This is a genomic window from Microbacterium sp. NPDC089696 (assembly GCF_044749125.1).
In the GTDB taxonomy this organism is placed as follows: Bacteria; Actinomycetota; Actinomycetes; order Actinomycetales; family Microbacteriaceae; genus Microbacterium.
Genome location: NZ_JBIVHF010000001.1, coordinates 1,378,715 through 1,402,863 on the forward strand (window position 1 = coordinate 1,378,715; position 24,149 = coordinate 1,402,863).

21 protein-coding genes and 1 riboswitch are annotated in these 24,149 nt (G+C 68.5%); of the genes, 17 read left to right on the top strand and 4 right to left on the bottom strand.

Translation table 11 applies throughout. The features are described 5' to 3' along the window. The first annotated feature begins 56 nt into the window (after positions 1–56). The 8 genes from ACIPY8_RS06790 (at position 57) to gcvP (ending at position 10,113) form a co-directional block, all read left to right on the top strand. Positions 57–1,748 carry an ABC transporter substrate-binding protein gene (locus tag ACIPY8_RS06790; protein ID WP_400816349.1) on the top strand — a complete coding sequence of 564 codons (1,692 nt, stop codon included), beginning with the start codon at positions 57–59 and terminating at the stop codon, positions 1,746–1,748. 42 nt (positions 1,749–1,790) lie between these two features. After that, entirely contained in the window at positions 1,791–2,786 is a 996-nt protein-coding gene (locus tag ACIPY8_RS06795; protein WP_400816351.1) for an ABC transporter permease, read from the top strand. After that, the gene (locus ACIPY8_RS06800) at positions 2,779–3,762 is read left to right on the top strand and encodes an ABC transporter permease (protein WP_400816352.1); all 984 of its coding nucleotides are present in this window, start codon (positions 2,779–2,781) and stop codon (positions 3,760–3,762) included. Before ACIPY8_RS06795 ends, ACIPY8_RS06800 begins: the two co-directional genes overlap by 8 nt. Next, entirely contained in the window at positions 3,759–4,622 is an 864-nt protein-coding gene (locus ACIPY8_RS06805; protein WP_400816354.1) for an ABC transporter ATP-binding protein, read from the top strand. Before ACIPY8_RS06800 ends, ACIPY8_RS06805 begins: the two co-directional genes overlap by 4 nt. After that, positions 4,619–5,455, top strand: coding sequence for an ABC transporter ATP-binding protein (locus tag ACIPY8_RS06810; RefSeq protein ID WP_400816356.1), 837 nt, complete (start codon positions 4,619–4,621; stop codon positions 5,453–5,455). Before ACIPY8_RS06805 ends, ACIPY8_RS06810 begins: the two co-directional genes overlap by 4 nt. Positions 5,456–5,502: 47 nt before the next feature. Then, positions 5,503–5,597: riboswitch (glycine riboswitch) on the top strand. A gap of 151 nt (positions 5,598–5,748) precedes the next feature. Then, a complete protein-coding gene (gcvT, locus tag ACIPY8_RS06815; protein ID WP_400816358.1) occupies positions 5,749–6,855 on the top strand; it encodes a glycine cleavage system aminomethyltransferase GcvT in 1,107 nt (368 codons plus the stop codon). Beyond that, on the top strand, positions 6,852–7,229 hold the full coding sequence (gene gcvH / locus ACIPY8_RS06820) for a glycine cleavage system protein GcvH (protein WP_400816360.1): 378 nt from the start codon (positions 6,852–6,854) through the stop codon (positions 7,227–7,229). The genes gcvT and gcvH overlap by 4 nt, the downstream gene beginning before the upstream one ends. Before the next feature lie 61 nt (positions 7,230–7,290). Then, on the top strand, positions 7,291–10,113 hold the full coding sequence (gene gcvP, locus ACIPY8_RS06825) for an aminomethyl-transferring glycine dehydrogenase (protein ID WP_400817667.1): 2,823 nt from the start codon (positions 7,291–7,293) through the stop codon (positions 10,111–10,113). Positions 10,114–10,177: 64 nt separating this feature from the next. Here the strand turns inward: gcvP and ACIPY8_RS06830 are convergent, their stop codons facing one another. Continuing rightward, positions 10,178–10,402 carry a hypothetical protein gene (locus ACIPY8_RS06830; RefSeq protein WP_400816362.1) on the bottom strand — a complete coding sequence of 75 codons (225 nt, stop codon included), beginning with the start codon at positions 10,400–10,402 and terminating at the stop codon, positions 10,178–10,180. 225 nt (positions 10,403–10,627) lie between these two features. On the opposite strand from ACIPY8_RS06830, the gene ACIPY8_RS06835 reads away from it, so the two are divergent. The 5 genes from ACIPY8_RS06835 (at position 10,628) to ACIPY8_RS06855 (ending at position 16,477) form a co-directional block, all read left to right on the top strand. Continuing rightward, positions 10,628–12,274, top strand: a complete 1,647-nt coding sequence (locus tag ACIPY8_RS06835) for an ABC transporter substrate-binding protein (protein ID WP_400816364.1) — start codon at positions 10,628–10,630, stop codon at positions 12,272–12,274. Between the two features lie 97 nt (positions 12,275–12,371). Then, complete coding sequence (locus ACIPY8_RS06840; RefSeq protein ID WP_400816366.1) at positions 12,372–13,301, top strand: ABC transporter permease; 930 nt, start codon at positions 12,372–12,374, stop codon at positions 13,299–13,301. Continuing rightward, a complete protein-coding gene (locus tag ACIPY8_RS06845) occupies positions 13,291–14,232 on the top strand; it encodes an ABC transporter permease (protein ID WP_400816368.1) in 942 nt (313 codons plus the stop codon). The genes ACIPY8_RS06840 and ACIPY8_RS06845 overlap by 11 nt, the downstream gene beginning before the upstream one ends. After that, complete coding sequence (locus ACIPY8_RS06850) at positions 14,229–15,908, top strand: dipeptide ABC transporter ATP-binding protein (protein ID WP_400816370.1); 1,680 nt, start codon at positions 14,229–14,231, stop codon at positions 15,906–15,908. The genes ACIPY8_RS06845 and ACIPY8_RS06850 overlap by 4 nt, the downstream gene beginning before the upstream one ends. After that, positions 15,905–16,477 (top strand): PH domain-containing protein, encoded by a 573-nt coding sequence (locus tag ACIPY8_RS06855; protein WP_400816372.1) that lies wholly within the window; start codon positions 15,905–15,907, stop codon positions 16,475–16,477. The genes ACIPY8_RS06850 and ACIPY8_RS06855 overlap by 4 nt, the downstream gene beginning before the upstream one ends. A 58-nt stretch (positions 16,478–16,535) precedes the next feature. Here the strand turns inward: ACIPY8_RS06855 and ACIPY8_RS06860 are convergent, their stop codons facing one another. Continuing rightward, positions 16,536–16,751, bottom strand: coding sequence for a hypothetical protein (locus tag ACIPY8_RS06860; RefSeq protein WP_400816374.1), 216 nt, complete (start codon positions 16,749–16,751; stop codon positions 16,536–16,538). A gap of 142 nt (positions 16,752–16,893) precedes the next feature. Then, positions 16,894–17,679, bottom strand: a complete 786-nt coding sequence (locus ACIPY8_RS06865) for a CPBP family intramembrane glutamic endopeptidase (RefSeq protein WP_400816375.1) — start codon at positions 17,677–17,679, stop codon at positions 16,894–16,896. A gap of 102 nt (positions 17,680–17,781) precedes the next feature. Between ACIPY8_RS06865 and typA the strand changes: the two genes are divergently transcribed. The 4 genes from typA to ACIPY8_RS06885 all read left to right on the top strand — a co-directional run bounded on the left by typA (position 17,782) and on the right by ACIPY8_RS06885 (position 23,518). Next, positions 17,782–19,695 (top strand): translational GTPase TypA, encoded by a 1,914-nt coding sequence (typA, locus tag ACIPY8_RS06870; protein WP_400816377.1) that lies wholly within the window; start codon positions 17,782–17,784, stop codon positions 19,693–19,695. A 169-nt stretch (positions 19,696–19,864) separates the two neighbouring features. Beyond that, positions 19,865–20,737: a phospholipase gene (locus ACIPY8_RS06875; protein ID WP_400816379.1), complete on the top strand. Its 873-nt coding sequence runs from the start codon at positions 19,865–19,867 to the stop codon at positions 20,735–20,737. Between the two features lie 116 nt (positions 20,738–20,853). Continuing rightward, positions 20,854–21,858, top strand: a complete 1,005-nt coding sequence (glsA, locus tag ACIPY8_RS06880) for a glutaminase A (protein WP_400816381.1) — start codon at positions 20,854–20,856, stop codon at positions 21,856–21,858. Positions 21,859–21,892: 34 nt separating this feature from the next. Then, the gene (locus ACIPY8_RS06885) at positions 21,893–23,518 is read left to right on the top strand and encodes an MFS transporter (RefSeq protein WP_400816383.1); all 1,626 of its coding nucleotides are present in this window, start codon (positions 21,893–21,895) and stop codon (positions 23,516–23,518) included. 2 nt (positions 23,519–23,520) lie between these two features. Here the strand turns inward: ACIPY8_RS06885 and ACIPY8_RS06890 are convergent, their stop codons facing one another. After that, on the bottom strand, positions 23,521–24,069 hold the full coding sequence (locus ACIPY8_RS06890; RefSeq protein WP_400816385.1) for a helix-turn-helix domain-containing protein: 549 nt from the start codon (positions 24,067–24,069) through the stop codon (positions 23,521–23,523). Positions 24,070–24,149: the final 80 nt, after the last annotated feature.

Here is a 24,149-nt window from a genome sequence, read left to right on the forward strand (position 1 = left end):
CCGTCTCCATCCCGGAGAATCCCTCCTGCAGTGCAGCACCGAGAGGAATTGACAGAATGATCCGTAACGGAAAGCGCAAGATCGCGCTCACCGCTGTGGCGGGGGCTTCCGTCCTCGCCCTGGGCCTCACGGCCTGTGGCGCCGGCGGCAGCGAGGGAGGCGGCGCCGACGGCGACCGCGCTCTCCGTGTCTGGGCCGGTAGCCAGACCCCCATCACCGCGAACTACAACCCGTTCGCCCCCACCGTTCTCCACGGCGCGCTGGGCCCGATCTACGAGCCCCTGTTCTTCTTCAACAAGACCTCCGACTCCGAGCCCGAGGGGCTGATCGGCGACTCCTACGAGTACAACGAGGACGGCACGGTGATCACCGTCACCATCAAGCCCGACCTCAAGTGGAGCGACGGCGAGCCGCTGACCGCCGCCGACGTCGCGTTCTCGTTCAACTACGAGGCCAACAACCCCGAGGGCAACGGCCTGGTCTCCGCCGAGGCGACCGACGACACGACGGTCGTCCTCACCTACTCGACCGCCCAGTACACGACCGAGTTCCAGCGCCTCGGCTCGACCTACGTCCTCCCGGAGCACATCTGGAAGGACGTCGACGACTACGCGAACTTCGCGAACGAGGATCCGGTCGGCTCCGGCGCCTACGTCGTCGACAAGACCACCAGCGAGTCGTACACCCTCGTCGCGAACGAGAACTTCCGCGACGCGGACGAGCTCGGCGTCAAGAAGGTCCAGTACATCGCCGTCGACAACAACCAGACCGCGCAGGACCTGCTCGCCGCAGGCAAGCTCGACTGGACCGGCATGTTCATCCCGAACCCGGACGACGTCACGGCCAACGGCGCCATCTCCTGGGTCAACACGCCCCAGGACCCGACCGTGCTCTACACCTGCTCGAACGCCGAGCTCGGCTGCACCGGTCCGCAGACCGACGTCGCCGTGCGCCAGGCGCTCAACGCCGCGATCGACCGCGGCACGATCAAGGACAAGGCGTTCGTCGGCCTCACCGGCGACATCTCGCCCACGTACGCCCTGCTCCCGCGCGACGAGAAGTGGGTCGCCGACCCCGCCAACGAGGTCAGCCCCCAGGAGGCGAACGCCGACGAGGCAGGTTCGATCCTCGAGGCCGCCGGCTACACCAAGGGCTCGGACGGCATCTACGAGAAGGGCGGGCAGAAGGTCGAGCTCACCCTCACCTCGGTCGACGGCTGGACGGACTACAACGACGCCGCGAAGCTGATCGCCGAGCAGGCGGAGGCCGCCGGCATCAAGATCAACGCCTCGACCGTGCAGTGGCAGGAGTTCTCCGACTCGCGCCAGAGCGGTGACTACCAGCTCATCGTGGGCGGCATGATCGGCACCTCGGTCGCCGACCCGTTCCAGATCTACCGCGACTGGTTCGGCGGCACGGCCGTCGGCTCGACCGGTCCGGTCGGCGCGGAGGTCCCCACGGGACGCTGGAACTTCAGCCGCTACAACAACCCCGTCGTCGACACCGCGGTGCAGGCTGCGATCAGCACGAACGACGAGGCCACCAAGAAGGAGCTGTACGGCACGATCCAGACGGAGATCGTCCGTGACCTGCCCTACATCCCGCTCGTGATCAACGCGACCCAGACCTTCTACAACACGAAGGACTACACCGGCTGGCCGACCGAGGACGACATGTACGCGTTCCCGCCGTCCTGGGGAGCGATCGCGGCAGGCTACATCCTGACGCACCTCCAGCCCGCCAAGTAATCTCATCATCACCGGGGAAGCAGGGAGTCGAAGAAGACCGTCATGAAGTTCTATGCACGAAGGATAGGGTTCTACGCGTTCACGCTGTGGGCCGCTATCTCGATCAACTTCCTGCTTCCCCGCATGATGCCGGGCAATCCCGCCGACATCATGATCGCCAAGATGCAGCGCGCGGGCGGTGAGGTCTCCGAGACCACCATCCGCAACATCAAGCTGCTGCTCGGCGGAGACGACTCCTCCCTCTGGGAGCAGTACCTCTCCTACTGGGGGCGGATGTTCCAGGGCGACCTGGGCGTCTCCGTCACCAAGTTCCCGACCCCGGTGAGCGAGCTGATCGGCCAGGCACTTCCCTGGACGCTCATCCTCGTCGGCACCGCGACCGTGATCTCCTTCATCCTCGGCGTCGTCCTCGGCGCCTGGGCCGGGTGGAAGCGCGGCACCTGGGTCGACCACATCATCCCGGCCACGACCGTGCTGCAGTCGATCCCGTACTTCTGGATGGCGCTGATCCTCGTCGCGGTCTTCGCGGTCGGCCTGGGATGGTTCCCGATCTTCGGCGGCTACGACGTCTTCGACTTCCCGGACGGCCCTGAGCCGACCTGGGCGTTCTTCTCCAACGCCGTGTCGCACGCGATCCTGCCGGCCTTCACGATCGTCATCAGCTCGGTCGGCGGATGGCTGTTCGGCATGCGCAACATGATGGTCCAGACGATGTCCGAGGACTACGTGCTGACGGCCGAGGCCAAGGGCCTGCGTCCCCGCCGCATCATGACGACGTACGCGGCCAGGAACGCCGCGATCCCGTCGATCGCCGGCTTCTCGATCACGCTCGGCTTCGTGGTCGCCGGCTCCATCGTCATGGAGCAGGTGTTCACCTACCCGGGCATCGGCAAGCTCATGTTCCAGGCGGTGACGAACAACGACTACGCGCTCATGCAGGGTCTGTTCCTCGTCATCACCATCACGGTGCTCGCCGCCAACTTCTTCATGGACCTGATCTACGGATTCATCGACCCGAGGGCGCGCCAGAATGTCTGACACCAAGCTCACCCCGATGCAGATCGTCAAGGAGCAGCCGACCGACGAGCCGGCCACGACCGTCACGCTCGCGACGCAGAAGCCCAAGAAGGGCCGCGGCCTGATGCCGAGCCGTTCTCCGAAGTTCATCGTCGGCCTGATTCTCGTGCTGTCGATCGTGCTGTTCGCGATCATCGCGCCGATGTTCACGCAGAACCCGCGCAGCACCGACAACGCCGCCCTCCAGCCGCCCTCGGCCGAGCACTGGCTCGGCACGACCAAGCTCGGCAACGACATGCTCGCGCAGCTCGCCATCGGCGCGCAGGGGTCGCTGCTCGTCGGCCTCGTCGCTGGTGGCATCGCGATCGTCCTCTCGCTCGTGTTCGGCGTCCTCGCCGGGTACCTCGGCGGGTGGCGCGAGGACGCGCTGGCGCTGCTCACCAACGTCATGATCGTGATCCCGGGCCTGCCGCTCGTCATGGTGATCGCCTCGTTCGTCCCGCAGCGCAGCTGGCAGCTCGTGGCGTTCGTGCTCGGCATCACCTCGTGGGCCGGCGCCGCGTACGTCCTGCGCCTGCAGACGCGCTCGCTCCGGACCCGTGACTACGTGTACGCGTCGAAGGTGGCGGGGGAGCGGTCGTTCCGCGTGATCCTCGTCGAGATCATGCCGAACCTGCTGCCGCTGCTCACGGCCCAGTTCCTGTTCGCGATCATCTTCGCGATCCTCGGCGAGGCCGGCCTGTCGTACCTGGGGCTGGGCCCCAACTCCTCGATCACGTGGGGCAGCATCCTCAACGACGCGCAGTCCGGGCAGGCGCTCGGACGCGGCGCGTGGTGGTGGTTCGTGCCGCCGGGCGTCATGATCGCCGTCCTCGGCGCCGGTCTCGCCCTCATCAACTTCGCGATCGACGAGGTCATCAACCCGAAGCTGCGCAACGCGCCCGACGCCGCGCGCCGTGTGCGCAAGGCCGCCAAGACGAAGGGGGTCGCCGCGTGAGCGCTCCGGAGGCCGTGCTGACGGCTCGCAACGTGTCCATCGAGTACGAGGTCGAACCGCCGGTCAAGGCGGTGCGCAACGTGTCGCTGACCTTGAACCGCGGCGAGATCCTCGGGCTCGCGGGGGAGTCGGGCTGCGGCAAGACGACCCTCGCGTACGGCATGAACCGGCTGCTCAAGGCGCCGGCGCTGATGACCGGCGGCGAGATCGTGTTCCACGACCGCAGCGGCACCGACATCGACGTGGTCGCGCTCGACGGCGACGGGCTCCGCGCGTTCCGCTGGGACAAGATCTCGATGGTGTTCCAGGGGGCGATGAACTCCCTCAACCCGGTGATCGACGTCAAGGCGCAGATCTTCGACATCTTCGACACGCACCGTCCTGGCATGTCCAAGAAGGACAAGCAGGCCAGGGCTGAGGAGCTGCTCACGCTCGTCGGCGTCGACCCCTCGCGTCTCACGAGCTTCCCCCACGAGCTGTCGGGCGGCATGCGGCAGCGCATGATGATCGCGATGGCCCTCGCCCTGGACCCGCAGGTGATGGTCATGGACGAGCCCACCACCGCGCTCGACGTCGTCGTGCAGCGCGGCATCATCCGCGAGATCATGCGGTTGCGCGAGCGCCTCGGTTTCGCGGTGATCTTCATCACGCACGACCTCCCGATGCTCATCGAGATCAGCGATCGCATCGCGGTGATGCTGCAGGGCGAGATCGTCGAGCAGGGCACGGCGGAGGAGATCTACCGCACCCCGCAGCACGAGTACACCAAGCGCCTGCTGTCGAGCTTCCCGAGTCTCACGGGCGAGCGCGGCGACTTCGTCCGCACCGGCAGCCGCGTGAGCCAGGAGGAGATCCGATGAGCGCCCCCACCCTCGAGGCGAGGAACCTCGTCAAGGACTTCCACCTGCGGTCGGGCTTCAAGACCTCGACGCTGCACGCCGTGAAAGACGTCTCCTTCACCATCGAGGCGGGCAAGACGATCGCGCTCGTGGGCGAGTCCGGGTCGGGCAAGTCGACGATCGCCCGGATGCTGATGAAGCTCGAGACCCCGACGAGCGGGCAGATCCTGCTCGACGGTCAGGAGAGCGGCATGAGCGGCCGTGCCGTGGAGGCGTACCGCTCGCAGGTGCAGATGGTGTTCCAGGATCCGTTCGCCTCGCTGAACCCCTTCCACACGATCTTCCACCACCTCGAGCGGCCGATCCGTCTGCACCACCCGAAGCTGTCGACCGCGCAGGTGCGCGAGCGGGCGCTGGAGCTGCTCGAGCGCGTGCGGCTCACGCCCGCCGAGAGCTTCGCCGAGCGGCGCCCGCACGAGCTCTCGGGCGGGCAGCGCCAGCGCGTCGCGATCGCCCGCGCGTTGGCTCCCGGTGCGCGGTTCATCGTGGCGGACGAGCCCGTGTCGATGCTCGACGTGTCGATCAGGCTCGGCGTGCTGAATCTGCTGGCCGACCTGCAGCGCGAGGACGACCTCGGTGTGCTGTACATCACGCACGACCTCGCGACCGCCCGGCACTTCTCCGACGAGATCATGGTGCTGTACAAGGGCGACGTGGTCGAGCGTGGTCCGGCCGACGACGTGATCCTGAATCCGCAGCACGAGTACACGAAGACGCTGCTGGGGGCGGCGCCGGAGCCCGAGAACCTGGGACGCCTGCGCGACGAGGTGCGCGCCGAGCTCGCGGGGCTGTGACGCGGAGCGCAGCCGCTACACTGAGAGCACAACCGAACATCGGCCGAATGGACCACGCGGGAGAGCCCCGGCGAACGCAGCCGGGCACCGAAGGAGCAAGCCTCCCCGCCAATCTCTCAGGTACGCGTACCGCGCGGTCCCGGCCACTCTGAAAAGAGACGTGGAGCGCAGAGTCCCACGTCCGCCGACGGTGAAAGCCCCTCCGGGGGCGAAGCTCTCAGGCCCATGACAGAGGGGGAGTTCCGAGGAACGGCATCGTTGCCGCTCCGCCCGACCCAGCCCGGGAGAACTCCATGTCCGACCCCCGCTACACACCGCTGCGAGACCGCCACGAGGCGCTCGGCGCGTCCTTCACCGACTTCGGCGGATGGCAGATGCCTGTTCGCTACACGTCCGACCTCGCCGAGCACCACGCGGTGCGTCAGGCGGCGGGCATCTTCGACATCTCGCACATGGCAGAGTTCACGGTGCGGGGTGCCGAGGCCGACGCGTATCTCGATCACGCGCTGGCGGGACGCCTGTCGGCGCTCGCGGTCGGCAAGGCCAAGTACTCGCTGCTGCTCGCGGAAGCCGGCGGCATCGTCGACGACGTGATCGTCTACCGCCTGGCGGAGGACGACTACCTGATCATCTCCAACGCCGGCAACCGGGATGCCGTGCGCGAGGCACTCTCCACCCGCACGGCCGGGTTCGACGTCGAGGTGGCGGACGTCTCCGACGACTACGCGCTGATCGCCGTGCAGGGGCCGAACGCCGAGGCGATCCTCGCCGCGACGCCGGGGATCTCCGACGTGAGCATCCCCTGGTCCGAGCAGAGGTACTACGCCTGGGCCTCCGCGTCGTTCGCCGGTGCACCGCTGCTGCTGGCCCGCACCGGATACACGGGCGAGGACGGCTTCGAGCTGCTCGTCCCGGCCGAGCACGCCGCGGAGCTGTGGGACGCTGTGCTCGCCGCCGGTCAGGACCGAGGCCTCGTGCCGGCGGGGCTCGCCGCGCGTGACACGCTGCGCCTCGAGGCCGGGATGCCGCTGTACGGGCACGAGCTGGGCCTCAACACGGCACCTGCGCAGGCGGGTCTCGGCCGAGTCGTCGTGACGGCCAAGGAGAGCTTCGTCGGCAAGGACGCGCTCGACCCCGCGCCCGGTGCGCCCGTGCTGGTGGGACTCGTCGCCGAAGGACGTCGTGCCGGACGCGCCGGGTACACCGTCGTCGCCGCAGACGACACGGTGCTCGGCGAGATCACGAGCGGCGCACTGAGCCCGACCCTCGGCCACCCGATCGCGATGGCCTACGTGACCCCTTCTTCCGCTGAGGAGGGAACCGCAGTATTCCTTGACGTGCGGGGGACGAAGATCCCCGCGACCGTGACCGCCCTGCCTTTCTATCGGAGGACCAAATGACCGACCTCAACACCCTCAAGTACAGCGAAGAGCACGAGTGGGTCGCCCTCGACGGCTCCGTCGCGACTGTCGGCATCACCGACTTCGCGGCTGACGCGCTCGGGGACATCGTGTTCGTCGAGCTCCCCGCGGTGGGCGCCGAGTTCGCGCGCGGCGACGTGTTCGGCGAGGCGGAGTCGACCAAGTCGGTCTCCGAGCTCTACGCGCCCGTCTCCGGCACGATCACGGAGATCAACCAGGCCGTCGTCGACGACCCCGCACTGCTGAACTCCTCGCCGTTCGAGGACGCATGGCTCATCAAGGTCGAGGTCGCCGAGGGCGCTCTCGACGGACTGCTTGACCGCGACGCCTACGTCGCGCACACGGAGGGCTGATCGACCAGTGGTCTCTTTCGCCGATCGTCACATCGGAACCACCGAATCCGCGCAGCGCCGGATGCTCGAGGCGCTGGGCCTCGGCGCCGACAGCGCGGACATGAGCCCGGTCGACGCGCTCATGCGCGAGGCCGTCCCCTCGTCGATCTTCACACCAGCGCGCACCGAGAGCGTCATCCCGGCCGCGGCGAGCGAGACCGAGGCCCTGGCGGACCTGCGGGCGCTCGCGGCGCGCAACACGGTGAACCGGCCGATGATCGGCCTCGGGTACTACGGCACGATCACCCCGAGCGTGATCCAGCGGAACGTGCTGGAGAACCCGTCCTGGTACACGGCGTACACGCCGTACCAGCCGGAGATCTCGCAGGGGCGCCTGGAGGCGCTCATCAACTTCCAGACCATGGTGTCGGATCTCACCGGGCTCTCGACGGCCAACGCCTCGATGCTCGACGAGTCCACGGCCGTGGTCGAGGGGATGCTGCTCGCTCGCCGTGCGTCGAAGACGGCCTCGACCGTGTTCGCGGTCGACGCCGATGCGTTCCCGCAGACGCGAGCCCTCCTCGCCGCCCGCGCGGAGGCCGTCGGCATCGATCTCGTGACCGTCGACCTCGCCGGAGGGGAGACGCTGCCGGAGGAACTGTTCGGCGTCTTCGTGCAGTACCCGGGTGCCTCGGGACGGGTGTGGGATCCGAGTGCCGTGATCGACGCCGTGCACCTCGCGGGCGGACTGGCCGTCGTCGCGGCCGACCTCCTCGCGCTCACGCTCATCTCCTCGCCGGGCAGCCTCGGCGCGGACGTCGCGGTCGGCACGACCCAGCGCTTCGGAGTGCCGATGGGCTTCGGCGGTCCGCACGCGGGCTACATGGCCGTCCGTGCCGGGCTCGAGCGCCAGCTCCCCGGCCGACTGGTCGGCGTCTCGGTCGACGCGGACGGACGCCCGGCCTACCGACTGTCGCTGCAGACGCGCGAGCAGCACATCCGCCGCGAGAAGGCCACGTCGAACATCTGCACCGCGCAGGTGCTCCTCGCCGTCATGGCGGCGATGTACGCGGTCTACCACGGTCCGGACGGGCTCAAGGCGATCGCGAGCGAGGCGGCTGCGAAGGCGGCTCTGCTGCGCGACTGGCTCGTCGAGGCCGGTGCGGAGGTCGTGCACGAGTCGTTCTTCGACACCGTGCAGGTGCGGGTTCCCGGTCGGGCCGCCGAGCTCGTCGCCGCGGCGCATGAACGCGGCATCCTGCTCCGTGCCGCGGATGCCGACACGCTCGGCGTCTCCGTCGACGAGACGACCACGATCGCCGATCTCCACGAGGTCGCCCAGGTGTTCGGCGGGCCGGAGCAGCGGGCGTTCGCCTTCGTCGGCGGCCGGACGGCGCTCCCCGGTGCACTCCACCGCGAGGACGAGTACCTCACGCACCCGGTCTTCCACGCGCACCGCAGCGAGACCGCGATGATGCGCTACCTGAAGTCGCTCGCCGACCGCGACTACGCGCTCGACCGCGGCATGATCCCGCTGGGGTCGTGCACCATGAAGCTCAACGCGGCCACCGAGATGGCGGCCATCACCTGGCCCGAGTTCGCCGGCATCCACCCGTTCGCTCCGGCCTCCGACGTCGAGGGCTACCTCGAGCTGATCGACCAGCTCGAGGCGTGGCTCGCCGAGGTCACCGGGTACGACGCGGTGTCGCTGCAGCCGAACGCGGGCTCGCAGGGCGAGCTCGCCGGCCTCCTGGCGATCCGGGGCTATCACCTGGCGAACGGCGACGAGCAGCGCACGGTGTGCCTGATCCCGTCGTCCGCGCACGGCACGAACGCCGCGTCCGCGGTCCTGGCCGGCATGAAGGTCGTGGTCGTGGCGTGCGACGAGCTCGGCAACGTCGACCTGACCGACCTGCGCGCCAAGATCGACGTGCACGCCGAGACGCTGTCGGCGCTCATGATCACGTACCCCTCCACGCACGGCGTGTACGAGCAGGACGTGGTCGAGATCACGACCGCGGTCCACGAGGCCGGCGGTCAGGTGTACGTCGACGGGGCGAACCTCAACGCGCTGCTCGGCTACGCGCGGTTCGGCGACCTCGGCGGCGACGTGTCGCACCTCAACCTGCACAAGACCTTCGCGATCCCGCACGGCGGCGGCGGACCGGGCGTGGGGCCCGTCGCGGCGAAGGCGCACCTCGCGCCGTTCCTGCCGTCGCACCCGCTCGCGCAGCGCGCCGAGCACGCGGGGGGCTTCGTCTTCGACGGAGGTCCGATCTCGGCGGCGCCCTACGGCTCCGCCGGCATCCTGCCGATCTCGTGGGCCTACGTCCGCATGATGGGCGCCGACGGTCTGCGTCGGGCGACCGCCGCGGCCGTGCTCTCGGCGAACTACATCGCGTCGCGTTTGGGCGAGCACTACCCGGTGCTCTACGCGGGGGAGAACGGTCGGGTCGCGCACGAGTGCATCCTCGACCTGCGTCCGCTCAAGGAGGCCACGGGGATCACGGTCGACGATGTCGCGAAGCGCCTGATCGACTACGGCTTCCACGCGCCGACCATGTCGTTCCCGGTCGCCGGCACGCTCATGGTCGAGCCGACCGAGTCGGAGGACCTCGGCGAGATCGAGCGCTTCATCGAGGCCATGGTGATGATCAAGGCCGAGGCGGATGCCGTCGCCGCGGGGCGCTGGCCCGCCGCGGACAACCCGCTCGTGCACGCCCCGCACACCGCGGTGTCGCTCATCGCGGGGGAGTGGACCCACGCGTACACGCGCGAGGAGGCCGCGTACCCCGTGCACGCGCTCGTCGCGGGCAAGTACTGGCCGCCGGTGCGTCGCATCGACCAGGCCTACGGCGACCGCAACCTCGTGTGCGCCTGCCCGCCGGTGGAGGCGTTCGCCTGATCGGCGTCAGAACACGAGGAGGGTCGGATGCCGTACGGCATCCGACCCTCCTCCGTTCCCGTGCTCAGGAGTACGAGAACCAGAAGCCGGGCTGCCCGCTCCTCGTCGTGCACGATCCCACGCTGTAGCCCTCCTGCATGAAGAGGCGACGGTCGGCCTGGCAGTGGCTGCCGTCGACGTAGGGCCCCATCCACGACGCGGCCTGCGCCGCGAGCGGCACTCCCGCGACGAGTCCGGCGACCAGGGCCGCCCCCGCGGCCACACTGGCGATCTTCTTCTTGAACGTCATCTTCGACTTCCCTCCGGTTGGTCCGGTCAATCTATCCGGAGCGCGGAGTGCGGGCAACCATGCTCGCTCCTCGCGCCACGTTTCGGGGGCGTTACAGATGATCACCACTCAGTAACGGTTGATTAGCCGAGTGCGGCTGTCGCGCGAGCCGGGGTTAGGCTCAGGTATCCCTGCGCACTCACTGCGAGTGCGCAGACTGTTGTTTGAGTCCACAGGAGGACAAAAGTGAAGCGCAACAAGATCGCCCTCGCGGGCGTCGCGCTGTTCGCGATCGGCGCCCTGGCGCTCGCGGGCTGCGCAGGAGGCTCGGGGAACACCGATTCCGACAAGCCCACCGGAGACGCCACCGCGGTCATCACCGCCAACGGCTCCGAGCCGGAGAACCCGCTGATCCCGACCAACACCAACGAGGTGGGCGGCGGAAAGATCCTCGACTCGATCTTCGCCGGTCTCGCCTACTACGACGGCGACGGCGCGATCGTCAACGACATGGCTGAGGACATCGCCGTCGACAGCCCGACCCAGCTGACGGTCACGCTCAAGAAGGACCAGAAGTTCACGGACGGCACCGATGTGCTGGCCGACAACTTCATCAAGGCGTGGAACTACGGCGCGCTCCTGTCGAACAAGCAGCTCAACCAGTCCTGGTTCAGCGACATCGTCGGCTACAGCGACGAGGCCGACGCCGAGCTCACCGGTCTGAAGAAGGTCGACGACCTCACCTTCACGATCGAGCTCTCCACCCCGGTCGCCGCCGACTTCGCGACCCGCCTGGGCTACTCGGCTTACTACCCGCTGCCCGACGCCGCCTTCGACGACATGGCCGCGTTCGGTGAGAACCCGATCGGCAACGGCCCGTACAAGCTCGACGGCGACGGCGCATGGCAGCACGACGTCAGCATCTCGCTGGTCAAGAACGACGACTACCAGGGCAGCCGCGAGGTCGCCAACGGCGGTCTCACCATCACGTTCTACACCTCGCTGGACGCGGCCTACGCCGACCTCCTCTCGGGTGAGCTCGACGTGATCGACGCGATCCCGGACACCTCGATCGCCACCTACGAGGACGAGCTCGGCGACCGCGCGGTCAACCAGCCCGCCGCGATCTTCCAGTCCTTCACGATCGGCGAGCAGGTCGCCCACTTCGCGGGCGAAGAGGGCAAGCTCCGTCGTGCCGCCCTGTCGATGGCGATCAACCGTGACGAGATCACGGACAAGATCTTCAACGGCACGCGCACTCCCGCCAGCGACTTCACGTCGCCGGTGATCGACGGCTGGAGCGACTCCCTCGAGGGAGCCGACGTCCTGAAGTACAACCCCGACGAGGCGAAGAAGCTGTGGGCCGAGGCCGACAAGATCTCGCCGTGGTCGGGCACCTTCCAGATCGCCTACAACTCGGACTCCGCCCACCAGGCATGGGTCGACGCGGTCTCGAACTCGATCAAGAACACGCTCGGCATCGAGGCGTCGGGCGCTCCGTTCGTCGACTTCGCCACCCTGCGTGCCACGGTCAACGAGCGCGACGCCAACGGCACCCGCACGATCCAGACGGCCAACCGCTCCGGATGGCAGGCCGACTACCCGGGTCTGTACAACTTCCTGTTCCCGCTGTACTCGACGGGCGCCTCGTCCAACGACGGCGACTACTCGAACCCGGAGTTCGACGACCTGCTCGCGAAGGGCGCATCGGCGAGCGATGCCGCTGACGCGATCGGCGACTACCAGAAGGCTCAGGAGATCCTGCTCGAGGACCTCCCGGCCGTCCCGCTCTGGTACCAGAACGTGTCCGGTGGCTACAGCGAGAACGTCGACAACGTCGTGTTCGGCTGGAACTCGGTCCCGCTCTACTACGAGATCACCAAGACGAACTAGTCACCCCATGGGCGACTGAGCTGCGAGGCGGCGACGAACCACGTCGCCGCCTCGTAGCTGTGTCCCATGGGAACGTCACCTCCATGAAAGGAGAGGGATGTTCTCGTACATCATCCGACGACTGCTGCAGCTGGTCCCCGTGTTCTTCGGGTCGACGCTGCTGATCTTCGCACTCGTCTTCCTCATGCCCGGAGACCCCATCGCGGCTCTCTTCGGCGACAAGCCCCCGGCACCGGCGCTCCTCGAGGCGATCCGTGCTCAGTACCACCTGGACGAGCCGTTCCTGGTGCAGTACTACTACTACATCCTCGGTGTGTTCCAGGGCGACATGGGGACGACGTTCTCCGGCCAGTCCGTGAACGAGGTCCTCGCCCGCACGCTCCCGATCACGGGGCGCCTCGCCATCATGGCGATCGGCATCGAGTTCCTGCTCGCGATCGTCGTGGGCACGTTCTCGGCGCTGCGCAAGGGCAAGCTGTTCGACAACGGCGCGCTCGTCGTCTCGCTGATCTTCCTGTCGATGCCGATCTTCGTCGTCGCGTTCCTCGCGCAGTACTTCCTCGCGATCAAACTCGGCTGGTTCCGAGCCACGGTCGGCGGGCAGAACGACTGGGGCGACCTGTGGCTCCCGGCGATCGTCCTGGGCCTGAGCCTGTTCGCGACGAGCATGAGGCTCATGCGGGGCTCGGTCCTCGACACGCTCAACCAGGACTGGGTGCGCACGGCGTACAGCAAGGGGCTCCCACGCGGCCGCGTCATCCCGGTGCACGTCCTGCGCAACTCGCTCATCCCCGTGATCACGAACTCGGCGACCAACTTCGGAGTGCTGCTGGTCGGCGCGACCGTGACCGAGTTCATCTTCAACATCCCGGGCGTGGGTAACACCCTGTTCCACGCGACACTGCAGCACGAAGGACCGACGATCGTGTCGTTCGTGACGGTGTTCGTGATCATCTACGTTCTCGTCAACCTGTTCGTGGACCTTCTCTACGGACTGCTCGACCCGAGGATTCGCTATGTCAGTTGAAATTCCCGACCACTTCGTCGCCCCGGTGACGAAGACGCCAGCCAAGACCGACGCGGTCAGGGTCTCCGGCAAGCCCGCGAGCCTCTGGCGCGACGGATGGCACGACCTCCGCCGTCGGCCGATGTTCTGGATCTCGCTCGTGATCATCGGCGTCGTCCTGCTCATGGCCGTGTGGCCGACCCTGTTCACGCAGACTCCGCCGAACAACCAGTGCGAGCTCGCGAACTCGAATGAGGGCCCGACGGCCGGGCACCCGCTCGGCTTCACCTTCCAGGGATGCGATATCTACGCCCGCATCGTCTGGGGTTCCCGCACATCGCTGAGCGTCGGCCTCCTGTCGACCCTCATCGGATCGGGGATCGGACTGATCATGGGAGCGTTGGCCGGCTACTACGGCGGCTGGATCGACGCGGTGCTCTCCCGCATCGGCGACATCTTCTTCTCGATCCCCTACGTCCTGGCGGCCGTGGTCGTCATGACCGTGTACTCGGACTTCCGCAACGTGCTGACCCTGTCGCTCGCGATCGGTGGTTTCGCCTGGGCGTCGACCGCTCGAGTCGTGCGCGCCGAGATCCTCCGCGTACGGCAGGCGGAGTTCGTCACCGCGTCCCGGGCCCTCGGCCTGTCGCGGTTCCGCACCCTGCTCTCGCACGTGATCCCGAACGCGATCGCCCCGCTTCTCGTGCTCGCGACGCTGGCGCTGGCCGGCGCGATCGTCGCCGAGGCGACCCTCACCTTCCTCGGTGTCGGTCTCGGCGGGGACATCATGTCCTGGGGCAAGGACATCAGCGAGGCGCAGCAGTCGCTGCGGGTCGCGCCGATGTCGCTCATCTATCCCTCGATCGCGCTCACGGTCACCGTGCTCGCCTTCATCATGCTGGGCGAGCTCATCCGAGACGCTCTCGACCCGAAGGCGAGGGCACAGCGATGAGCGAGCGCACGCACCAGAACGCGGAGCCGATCCTGTCCGTGCGCGACCTCCGGGTCGCCTTCCGCGGACAGGAGGGAATGCGCGAGGTCCTGCACGGCGTCAGCTTCGACGTGTACGCCGGCCAGACCGTCGCGATCGTGGGGGAGTCGGGTTCCGGCAAGTCCACGACGGCGGCGGCGATCATCAACCTCCTTCCCGGGACGGGGACGATCACGGACGGCAGCATCACCCTCGAGCGACGGGAGCTCACCAAGCTCAATCGTCACGAGATCGAGGACGTCCGCGGCAAGGACATCGGCTTCGTGCCGCAGGACCCGATGGCGAGCCTCAACCCGGTCTGGTCGATCGGGTTCCAGGTCAAGGAGGCGGTCCGTGCGAACGGCATCGCCACCGGCCGTGCCGACACGAAGGCGCGCGCCGTCGAGGTCCTGCAGCAGGCGGGACTCGCGGACGCCGACAAGCGCCTGCACCAGTTCCCCCATCAGTTCTCGGGCGGTATGCGTCAGCGAGCGCTCATCGGCATCGGCCTCGCCGCGGATCCGAAGCTGCTCATCGCCGACGAGCCGACCAGCGCGCTCGACGTGACCGTGCAGCGGGTGATCCTCGATCACATGGCGACTCTGACGCGTGACCGCGGCACCGCCGTACTGCTCATCACGCATGACCTCGGCCTCGCGGCCGAGCGCGCCGAGAAGATCATCGTGATGAACAACGGTGAGATCGTCGAGGCGGGTCCGAGCCGGGCGATCCTCGAGGACCCGCAGCACCCGTACACGAAGCGACTGGTCGGGGCCGCCCCGAGCATCGCGTCGCAGCGCATCCAGGCGGTCGTCGAGGATCGCGGCGTCGCCACGACGGACGACCTCACGGGGACGCCGTCGGTGCGGGTGGAGGGACTCACGAAGGACTACCGCATCCGTCAGGGCAACTTCCGCAGCGAGCCGTTCCGGGCGGTGGACGACGTGTCGTTCACGATCCCGCGCGGCAAGACGCTCGCGCTGGTCGGCGAGTCCGGTTCGGGCAAGTCGACGGTCGCGAAGATGGTGCTGAAGCTCGAGGAGCCGACCTCCGGTCTCATCGAGATCGACGGCCAGGACGTGTCGCATCTGTCGAACGCCCAGGCGTTCGGCCTGCGTCGACGGATGCAGCCGGTGTTCCAGGATCCGTACGGATCCATGGACCCGTTGCGCAACATCGGCAGCACGATCGCCGAGCCGCTCAACATCCATCGGATCGGCGATCAGGCCTCGCGCCGCGAACGCGTGCTCGAGCTGCTCGACCAGGTGTCGCTGCCGCGCGAGCTCGTCACGCGGTACCCGAACGAGCTCTCGGGCGGTCAGCGCCAGCGTGTGGCGATCGCCCGCGCGCTCGCGCTGAAGCCGGACATCGTCGTGCTCGACGAGGCGGTCTCCGCTCTCGACGTGCTGGTGCAGGATCAGATCCTGAAGCTGCTCGCCGAGCTGCAGTCCGAGCTCGATCTCACGTACCTGTTCATCACGCACGACCTCGCAGTCGTGCGCGTGTCGAGCGACTTCGTCTGCGTCATGGAGCGCGGCAGGCTCGTGGAGCAGGGCACGGTCGACGAGATCTTCGCGAACCCGCAGCAGGAGTACACGGACCGCCTTCTCAAGGCCATCCCCGGGGTCTCCATCCCGCTGGGCGGCCAGGGGTCGTGACGAGCTCCTCGTCCCCGGAGGGCGTGCGGACGTTCCGCTCGCCCTCCGGGCCGGTCGCACTGATCCTCTGCGGCCTGCTGGCCGTGTTCCTGCTCGGGGATGCCGTGATCCGCGTCGGCGTACCTCAGACGCTGCTTCTGGCGCCGTGGGTGCTCCTCGCGCTCTGGGCGGTCTACGAGCTCAGCTTCGTCTCCCACATCCGCATGGACGACAGCGGTGCGATCGTGCAGAACATGCTGCGCCGCACGTCGTTCGGCTGGGATCGCGTCCGCGACATCGACCTGCGCTGGCAGCTCGTGTTCTCCCTCGACGACGACTCGACGGTCACCTGCTACGGCGGAGCGGCGCATGCGCGACCGGTGCGGAGCCGCATGCGCGACGGCGAGGAGACGAAGGTCTCCGCGGGCCTCCGACAGGTCACCGACATCCGCGATCGGTGGAGCGCCGGGACGTCGACGCCCGGGGCGGATGCTCCGATCCGGCGGTCCTGGGACGGTCGGGCGCTGCTCACTCTCGCGGCCCTCGTGGTCTGGGCCGCGGTGTCCGTGGCGATCACCGCGGTCGGCTGACCGCCGACTTCGCGACTGGTGGGGAGGCCGACGTCGACGCCGGCCTCCCCACTGTCGATCAGTTGTACGTCTGGAACTGCCAGCCCCACGTCCCGTAGATGCAGGGCGAGGCCTTGCCGCCACCACGCACATGCTCGGTGCGATCCGCATTGCATTGTGCGGCTGAGCTGTATCCGCTGTAGACCGCCGCGGACGCGGGTGCGACACTCGCCAGGCTGAGCCCGGCCGCGAGCACCAGAGCAGCCCCGACCTTGCTCCTGGATCTGATCTTCATGGTGAATCCCTCCGATTCATCGTCTTCGATGGAACTGCTCACAGTAGCCCGGCCTCCGCGCAGCGACCGATCGCACGCGTGCGTGTCGTCAGGCTCGTTCCCGTTCCGCACGGTACCGCGAGACTCAGTCTCCAGCGGGTGCTCAGCCGGGCAGGCCGAACAGCTGCGGCCACGTCGCCGCGGCCCAGGGGTAGCCGACGAACACCGTCGCGTCGATCAGGAAGTGCGCGACCAGGAACGGCATCAGCCGTCCGGTGCGCTGGAACAGCCAGCCGAACAGCAGCCCCATCGCGAGATTGCCGACGAACGCACCGGGCCCCTGGTACAGGTGATAGCTGGCGCGCAGGATCGAGGTGGCGACGATGATCGGCCAGGGCCCCCACCCGAGCTGGCGGAGCCGGACGAAGAGATAGCCGAGGACCACGAACTCCTCCTGGATGGAGGCCCGGGCGGCGGCGAGCAGCAGCACGGGCACGGTCCACCAGTGCGCGTCGAGCCCGGCCGGGTTCACCGCGACGAACAGCCCCAGTGCGCGGCCGGCGATGTACAGACCGAGCCCGGGGATGCCGATCGCGAGCACGAGCAGGACGCCGCGCACGGCATCCGATCCGACCCTCCGGCCGTCGAGCCCCAGCCGTTCGAGGTGCGGACGGCGGGACTGCCAGAGCAGGAAGCACACGAGCAGGACCGGGACGATCGAGAATCCGATCGACAGGATCTGATAGATCAGGTCGAACACCTCGCGATCGCTGCGCGAGGGGTTGAGCGTCGCGGTCTGGTCGGCGAGCGGCGTCGAGTCGGTCAGGCGATAGGCGAGCTGGACGATCGCGTACACCGCCGACTGGCCGAGTCCGAGGGCCAGCACGATCGCGATCTCCCACCACAGGCGGGAGCGCGAGGGGGTGGGGGAGAGGTCTGCGGCCGTCACTCTCCCGATCGTACTTCTCGCGCTCAGGAACCAGCTGCGCGCGTACGGTAACCTGGAATGTCGGCTTCCCGGCGAAAACCCACACTCTTTTAGGACACTTGCATGGCGCACGCCCTTCGCTCTGACCTCCGCAACGTCGCAATCGTCGCCCACGTCGACCACGGCAAGACCACGCTCGTCGACGCCATGCTGCGTCAGACGGGCTCCTTCGGCGAGCACGCCCACGTCGACGAGCGCGCGATGGACTCCAACGACCTGGAACGTGAGAAGGGCATCACGATCCTCGCGAAGAACACCGCGATCACCTACAAGGGCGCTCACGCGAACGGCGAGGAGATCACGATCAACGTGATCGACACCCCTGGTCACGCCGACTTCGGCGGCGAGGTCGAGCGCGGCCTGTCCATGGTCGACGGCGTCGTGCTGCTCGTGGACGCGAGCGAGGGTCCGCTGCCGCAGACGCGCTTCGTCCTGCGCAAGGCGCTCGAGGCCAAGCTCCCCGTCATCCTCCTGGTCAACAAGACCGACCGTCCCGACGCGCGCATCGCCGAGGTCGAGGAGGAGGCACACGATCTGCTCCTGGGTCTCGCCTCGGACCTCGTGGACGACGTTCCCGACCTCGACGTCGACGCCCTGCTCGACGTGCCGGTGGTCTACGCGTCCGGCCGCGCCGGCGCCGCCTCGCTGAACCGTCCCGCCGACGGGTCGCTGCCCGACAACGACGACCTCGAGCCGCTCTTCGGTGCGATCCTCGAGCACGTACCCGCCCCGTCCTACGACGACGAGGCCCCGCTGCAGGCCTGGGTCACGAACCTCGACTCCAGCCCCTTCCTCGGTCGCCTCGCGCTGCTCCGCGTCTTCAACGGCACGCTCAAGAAGGGCCAGACGGTCGCCTGGGTGCGCTCCGACGGCACGACGAGCAACGCCCGAATCACCGAGCTCCTGAAGACCCGCGCGCTCGAGCGCTACCCTGCCGAGTCCGCAGGCCCCGGCGACATCGTCGCGATCGCCGGCTTCGAGAACATCACGATCGGCGAGACGATCGCCGACCCCGAGGACGTCCGCCCGCTGCCCGCGATCACGGTCGACGACCCCGCGATCTCGATGACGATCGGCACCAACACCTCGCCGCTCATGGGCAAGGTCAAGGGGCACAAGCTCACGGCGCGCATGGTCAAGGACCGTCTCGACAAGGAGCTCATCGGCAACGTGTCGCTCAAGGTCGTCGACATCGGCCGCCCCGACGCGTGGGAGGTGCAGGGGCGTGGCGAGCTCGCCCTCGCGATCCTCGTCGAGAACATGCGCCGCGAGGGCTTCGAGCTCACCGTCGGCAAGCCGCAGGTGGTCACGAAGAAGATCGACGGCAAGACCTACGAGCCGTTCGAGCACCTCACGATCGACACGCCGGAGGAGCACCTCGGCGCGATCACGCAGCTCCTCGCCGGCCGCAAGGGCCGCATGGACAACATGACGAACCACGGCACCGGCTGGGTGCGCATGGAGTTCGTCGTCCCGTCGCGCGGCCTCATCGGCTTCCGCAGCGAGTTCCTCACGACGACCCGCGGGACGGGCATCGCGAACGCGATCTCGCACGGGTACGAGCCGTGGGCCGGATCGATCACGACGCGCCAGAACGGCTCGATCGTCGCCGACCGTCAGGGCGTCGTCACACCGTTCGCCATGATCGCCCTGCAGGAGCGCATGTCGTTCTTCGTGCAGCCGACCGCCGAGGTCTACGAGGGCATGGTCATCGGCGAGAACTCGCGCGCCGACGACATGGACGTGAACATCACCAAGGAGAAGAAGCTCACCAACATGCGTGCGGCGAGCTCGGACTCCTTCGAGTCGATGACGCCTCCGCGTGTGCTCACCCTCGAGGAGAGCCTGGAGTTCGCACGCGACGACGAATGCGTCGAGGTCACGCCCGAGAGCGTCCGCATCCGCAAGGTCAACCTGGACGCGAACACCCGCGCCCGTGAGACCGCGCGCATGAAGCGCCAGGACGCCAACGCCTGAGCCGGCATCTCCGGCACGAGAGGGCCCCGCACCGTCGAGATCGACGGGGCGGGGCCCTCTCTCATGAAGCACCCAGGTCCGATGTTGCAGAATCGTTACCTTGCGCCTGGGGCCGCCTCCCGATGAGGGTCCCGTGACGGGCGCACGACGACCCGAAAGTCGATTACCCATGTTGCAGAACACCCGTGCGCTCCGGCGCGCCTCCGACGTGGCCGATGCGCGTGCAGCGGTCACCTCGCGACGCCCGAAGTGGATCTTCGGCACCGTCGCCACCGGCGTCATCGGCGCCGCCCTCACCGTCGGCCTCGTCTCGGCTCCGGCCGCGGGCGCCGAGCTCCCCGATGCCGTCGCCGACGTCACGTCCTTCGTGACGGGGGCGCCGCAGCCGACCGGCAAGAGCGTCGACGACTCCGCGATCACCATCTCCCTCGCCGAGGACGCCATGTCGACGGCCACCGCGCTCACGACCGAGGTCGCCGCCTCCGGGCTCGACCTCGCCGGCGCCCCGGCCGCGGTCGACACGAGCGACCTCACCGCCTGGATCGATCAGCTCGGCGAGCGCGACCACCTGTCCGTGCGCGAGGTCACCAGTCTGACCGCCTACACGGTCACCGGCACCGACGAGGTCGTCGCCGAGACGGCAGCGCTGCAGGCCGCATACACTGCGGCGCAGCAGCGCAAGGTCGCGGAGGAGCAGGCCGCGGCCGCTGCCGCCGCTCTCGCACAGGCCAACACCGTCGACGGGGCGAAGGCCACCGCCCGACAGATGATGTCCAGCCAGTACGGATGGGGGGACGACCAGTTCTCGTGCCTGAACTCGCTGTGGACCAAGGAGTCCGGCTGGAACTACCAGGCCTACAACAGGTCCGGTGGCGCGACCGGCATCCCGCAGGCGCTCCCCGGCAGCAAGATGGCCTCGGCCGGCAGCGACTGGCAGACCAACGCGGCGACCCAGATCGCCTGGGGCCTGGGCTACATCGACTCGGTGTACGGCTCGCCCTGCAGCGCCTGGGGTCACTCGCAGGCCATGAACTGGTACTGAGCGCACAGCGCCACGACGGCCCCCTGCCTTCCGGTCCCCGACCTCTAGGCAGGGGGCCGTCGTGGCGCTACGGTGAGCGGTGACGGCTGGGGCGTCGTCGATCCGGAGGAGGATGCGTGGATCCCACGGCGGTGCAGGACGTCCCCCAGAGCGTCTCGACGGGCGCACTCCCCGGATGGGATCGCGTCGACGACCTCGTCCGCGAGGCGCACCGGCGCTATGCCGACGAGAGGGCCGGTACCGTCGCCGACTACATCCCGGTGCTCGCCGAGGTCGACCCCGAGCTCTTCGGGCTCGCGCTGATCGAGGTGGACGGGGGAGTGCACGACGCAGGCGACGCGGCGCACTCGTTCTCGATCCAGTCGATCTCCAAGCTCTTCGTGTACGCCCTCGCGATCGAGGCGCACGGGCACGAGCGCGTGCGCGAGATCGTCGGCGTCAACAACACCGGGCTCGCGTTCAACTCGGTGATGGCTCTCGAGCTCAACGGCGGACACCCCGGGAACCCGATGGTGAACGCGGGCGCGATCGCGACGACAGCGCTGATACCCGGCGCGACCGCGGTCGAGCAATGGGAGCGCCTGCGCGAGGGGCTGTCGGAGTTCGCCGGTCGTCCGTTGCGTCTGGACGGGGCCGTCTACGCCTCGGAGGCCGAGACGAACGATCGCAATCGCGCCATCGCGAGGCTGTTGCGCAGCTACGGGCGTCTGGAGGGCGACCCGGACGAGGTCGTCGACGTGTACACGCGTCAGTGCGCCGTACTCGTCGACGCCCACGATCTGGCCGTGATGGGCGCGACTCTGGCGGACGGCGGTGTCAACCCCGTCTCCGGCCGTCGCGTCGTCTCCGCCGACGTGTGCCGCGACACCCTCGCCGTCGCCGCCTCCACGGGCCTGTACGAACGCTCGGGGGAGTGGCTCTTCGAGATCGGCCTTCCGGCCAAGTCGGGCGTCTCCGGCGGCATTGTCGCCGTGTCTCCGGGCAAGGGCGCGGTCGCCGGCTTCTCCCCGCGACTGGACGACGCCGGCAACTCCGTGCGCGCGCAGCTCGCGATCGCCCACCTGTCCCGTTCGCTCGGACTGAACCTCTTCGCCTCGGCGCCCGCACCCGCCCGCGTCTGACGCACACGCACCACCCGTCGCAGAGGAGACCCTCATGGCACACACGGCACCGACCGAGGTCAGGAAGTCCTGGCTCCCGCTCATCAGCCTCTTCCTCGCGCAGGTGCTGATGTCGTTCAACGTCGCGGCTCTGCCCATCTCGCTCGGCGGCATCGTGAGCGAGTTCGGCGTGCCGCCGACCGTCGCGAGCACCACGATCGTGATGTACGGGCTCGCCGTCGCGGCGCTCGTGATGACCGGCGCGAAACTGGGGCAGAGAGTCGGATGGGTGCTGATCTTCCGCATCGTGATCGTGCTCTTCGCCGGGTCGGCCGTGCTCATGATCGTGTCGCCGAGCGTGGGATGGGCGATCGCCGGGCAGGCGGTGGCCGGTGCGGCGGCGGCGATCATCGTGCCGTCCATCGTGGCGCTCATCGCCGAGAACTACCGCGGGACGCAGCAGGCCACCGCGATCGGGGCGATCGGCTCGGCGCGCGCCATCTCGGGGGTCACGGCCTTCCTCATCGGCGGCACGCTCGGGACGCTCGTCGGATGGCGCCCGATGTTCTTCATCGTCCTCGGGATCGCCGTCGTGGTCTTCGCCTTCAGCTTCACGCTGCGCAGTGATCGGGGGGACGCCTCCATCCGCATCGATCTGGTCGCGTCCGTGCTGATCGGCGCCGCGATCGTGCTGCTCACGCTCGGATTCAACAACCTCAACGGATGGGGCGCGGTCGCGGCGACCGAGGCCGCGCCGTTCAGCGTCCTGGGTCTCTCGCCCGCGCCGGTGTTCATCGTGGTGGGCGTCGTGCTCGGCCAGTTCTTCTTCCTGTGGACGCGGCGACGGATGGCGGAGGGGAAGGTCCCGCTGATCGACCTCAGCGTGCTCGACTCCTCGCGGGAGCGCGCAGCGGTGTACGCGATGTTCATCGTCGTGGCCCTCGAGGCCTGCGTGAACTTCACGATCCCGCTCTACATCCAGATCGTGCAGGGGCGCACGCCGTTCGACACGTCGCTCGCGATGATGCCGTTCAACCTCACGGTGTTCATCACCGCCACGCTGGTCGTACGGTTCTACCGGCGGTACCCGCCCCGGGTGATCGGCGTCGCCGGGTTCGTGCTCACCACGGCGGCGCTGGTCTGGCTGTCGTTCGTGGTCGACAACAACTGGGAGACCCTGCCCACGATCGCGGGGCTCGTGGTGTTCGGCATCGGTCAGGGCGCCCTCGTCACGCTCGTCTTCAACGTGCTCGTGACCGCGGCGCCGTCGGAGCTCGCCGGCGACGTCGGCTCGCTGCGCGGCACCACCCAGAACCTCGCGTCGGCTGTGGGCACCGCGGTCGCGGGGGCACTGCTGGTGTCGCTGTTGGGCCTCAGCGTGGCGCGCGCCGTGGTGGAGCACCCCGAGCTGCCGCCGCAGCTGGTGGCGCAGGTCGACCTCGACGACGTGAACTTCATCAGCAACGACGACCTGCGCGCGGTGCTCGCGCAGACGGATGCGACGCCGGCGCAGGTGGACGCCGCCGTCGAGGTCAACGAGCAGTCGCGTCTGGGGACTCTGCGGCTCGGGCTCCTGATCCTCGCGGGCATCAGCGCCGTCGCGATCCTCCCGGCGTCGAGGCTTCCGCGGTACAAGCCCGACGAGATCCCCGACCCCGCGCCCGCGGGCGGCCCGGACTGAGCTCAGCGCAGTTCGGAGATGAGCACCGCCCGGGTGCCGACCGCGGTCGCGTCGAATACATGGGGCACGTCTCCGGGGTACGACAGGTAGTCGCCGGGATTCAACAGCACGGGGGCGTCGACCGGGCCGATGTGCGCCTGTCCGCAGACGAGGATCACGTGCTCGGTGGTGCCGGCGTGGTGCGGATCGGAGCGCCGCGGGTCCCCGGGCTCCGCGGTGATGACGTAGAGGTCGCGTCGTGCGCCGGGGGGACTCGCCGAGAGCAGGGTCGCGCTGTAGGCCGCGGCGGCCGAGGGCACGCCGGCCAGCTCGTCGGCGCGGATGAGGGTCGGCGCGTTCTGCTGCTGGTCGACGAGGACCGCGAACGGGATGCCGAGGGCGACGCCGAGCGCCCACAGCGTCTCGACGCTGGGGTTGCCGACCCCGGACTCGAGCTGAGAGACGGTGGCCTTCGAGATCCCGGCTCGGCGGGCGAGCTCGGACACCGAGAGTGAGGCGGCCTCGCGCTCGCGTCGGAGCGTGCGCGCGATGCGGGTACGGAGATCGTCCATCCGTTCATCATGTCAAACGATCGTTCGCTTGACTATGCGGTCGTGATTGTTCAGAATCATGACCATGTGTTCAGCAGATC

Coding starts and splice junctions, on each gene's coding strand:
- ACIPY8_RS06890 (WP_400816385.1), bottom strand. CDS start 24,069: ATGGACGATCTCCGTACCCGCATCGCGCGCACGCTCCGACGCGAGCGC.
- gcvT (WP_400816358.1), top strand. CDS start 5,749: ATGTCCGACCCCCGCTACACACCGCTGCGAGACCGCCACGAGGCGCTC.
- gcvP (WP_400817667.1), top strand. CDS start 7,291: ATGCTCGAGGCGCTGGGCCTCGGCGCCGACAGCGCGGACATGAGCCCG.
- ACIPY8_RS06875 (WP_400816379.1), top strand. CDS start 19,865: ATGTTGCAGAACACCCGTGCGCTCCGGCGCGCCTCCGACGTGGCCGAT.
- ACIPY8_RS06800 (WP_400816352.1), top strand. CDS start 2,779: ATGTCTGACACCAAGCTCACCCCGATGCAGATCGTCAAGGAGCAGCCG.
- ACIPY8_RS06795 (WP_400816351.1), top strand. CDS start 1,791: ATGAAGTTCTATGCACGAAGGATAGGGTTCTACGCGTTCACGCTGTGG.
- ACIPY8_RS06830 (WP_400816362.1), bottom strand. CDS start 10,402: ATGACGTTCAAGAAGAAGATCGCCAGTGTGGCCGCGGGGGCGGCCCTG.
- ACIPY8_RS06850 (WP_400816370.1), top strand. CDS start 14,229: ATGAGCGAGCGCACGCACCAGAACGCGGAGCCGATCCTGTCCGTGCGC.
- gcvH (WP_400816360.1), top strand. CDS start 6,852: ATGACCGACCTCAACACCCTCAAGTACAGCGAAGAGCACGAGTGGGTC.
- ACIPY8_RS06790 (WP_400816349.1), top strand. CDS start 57: ATGATCCGTAACGGAAAGCGCAAGATCGCGCTCACCGCTGTGGCGGGG.
- ACIPY8_RS06885 (WP_400816383.1), top strand. CDS start 21,893: ATGGCACACACGGCACCGACCGAGGTCAGGAAGTCCTGGCTCCCGCTC.
- ACIPY8_RS06845 (WP_400816368.1), top strand. CDS start 13,291: ATGTCAGTTGAAATTCCCGACCACTTCGTCGCCCCGGTGACGAAGACG.
- ACIPY8_RS06840 (WP_400816366.1), top strand. CDS start 12,372: ATGTTCTCGTACATCATCCGACGACTGCTGCAGCTGGTCCCCGTGTTC.
- ACIPY8_RS06860 (WP_400816374.1), bottom strand. CDS start 16,751: ATGAAGATCAGATCCAGGAGCAAGGTCGGGGCTGCTCTGGTGCTCGCG.
- typA (WP_400816377.1), top strand. CDS start 17,782: ATGGCGCACGCCCTTCGCTCTGACCTCCGCAACGTCGCAATCGTCGCC.
- ACIPY8_RS06810 (WP_400816356.1), top strand. CDS start 4,619: ATGAGCGCCCCCACCCTCGAGGCGAGGAACCTCGTCAAGGACTTCCAC.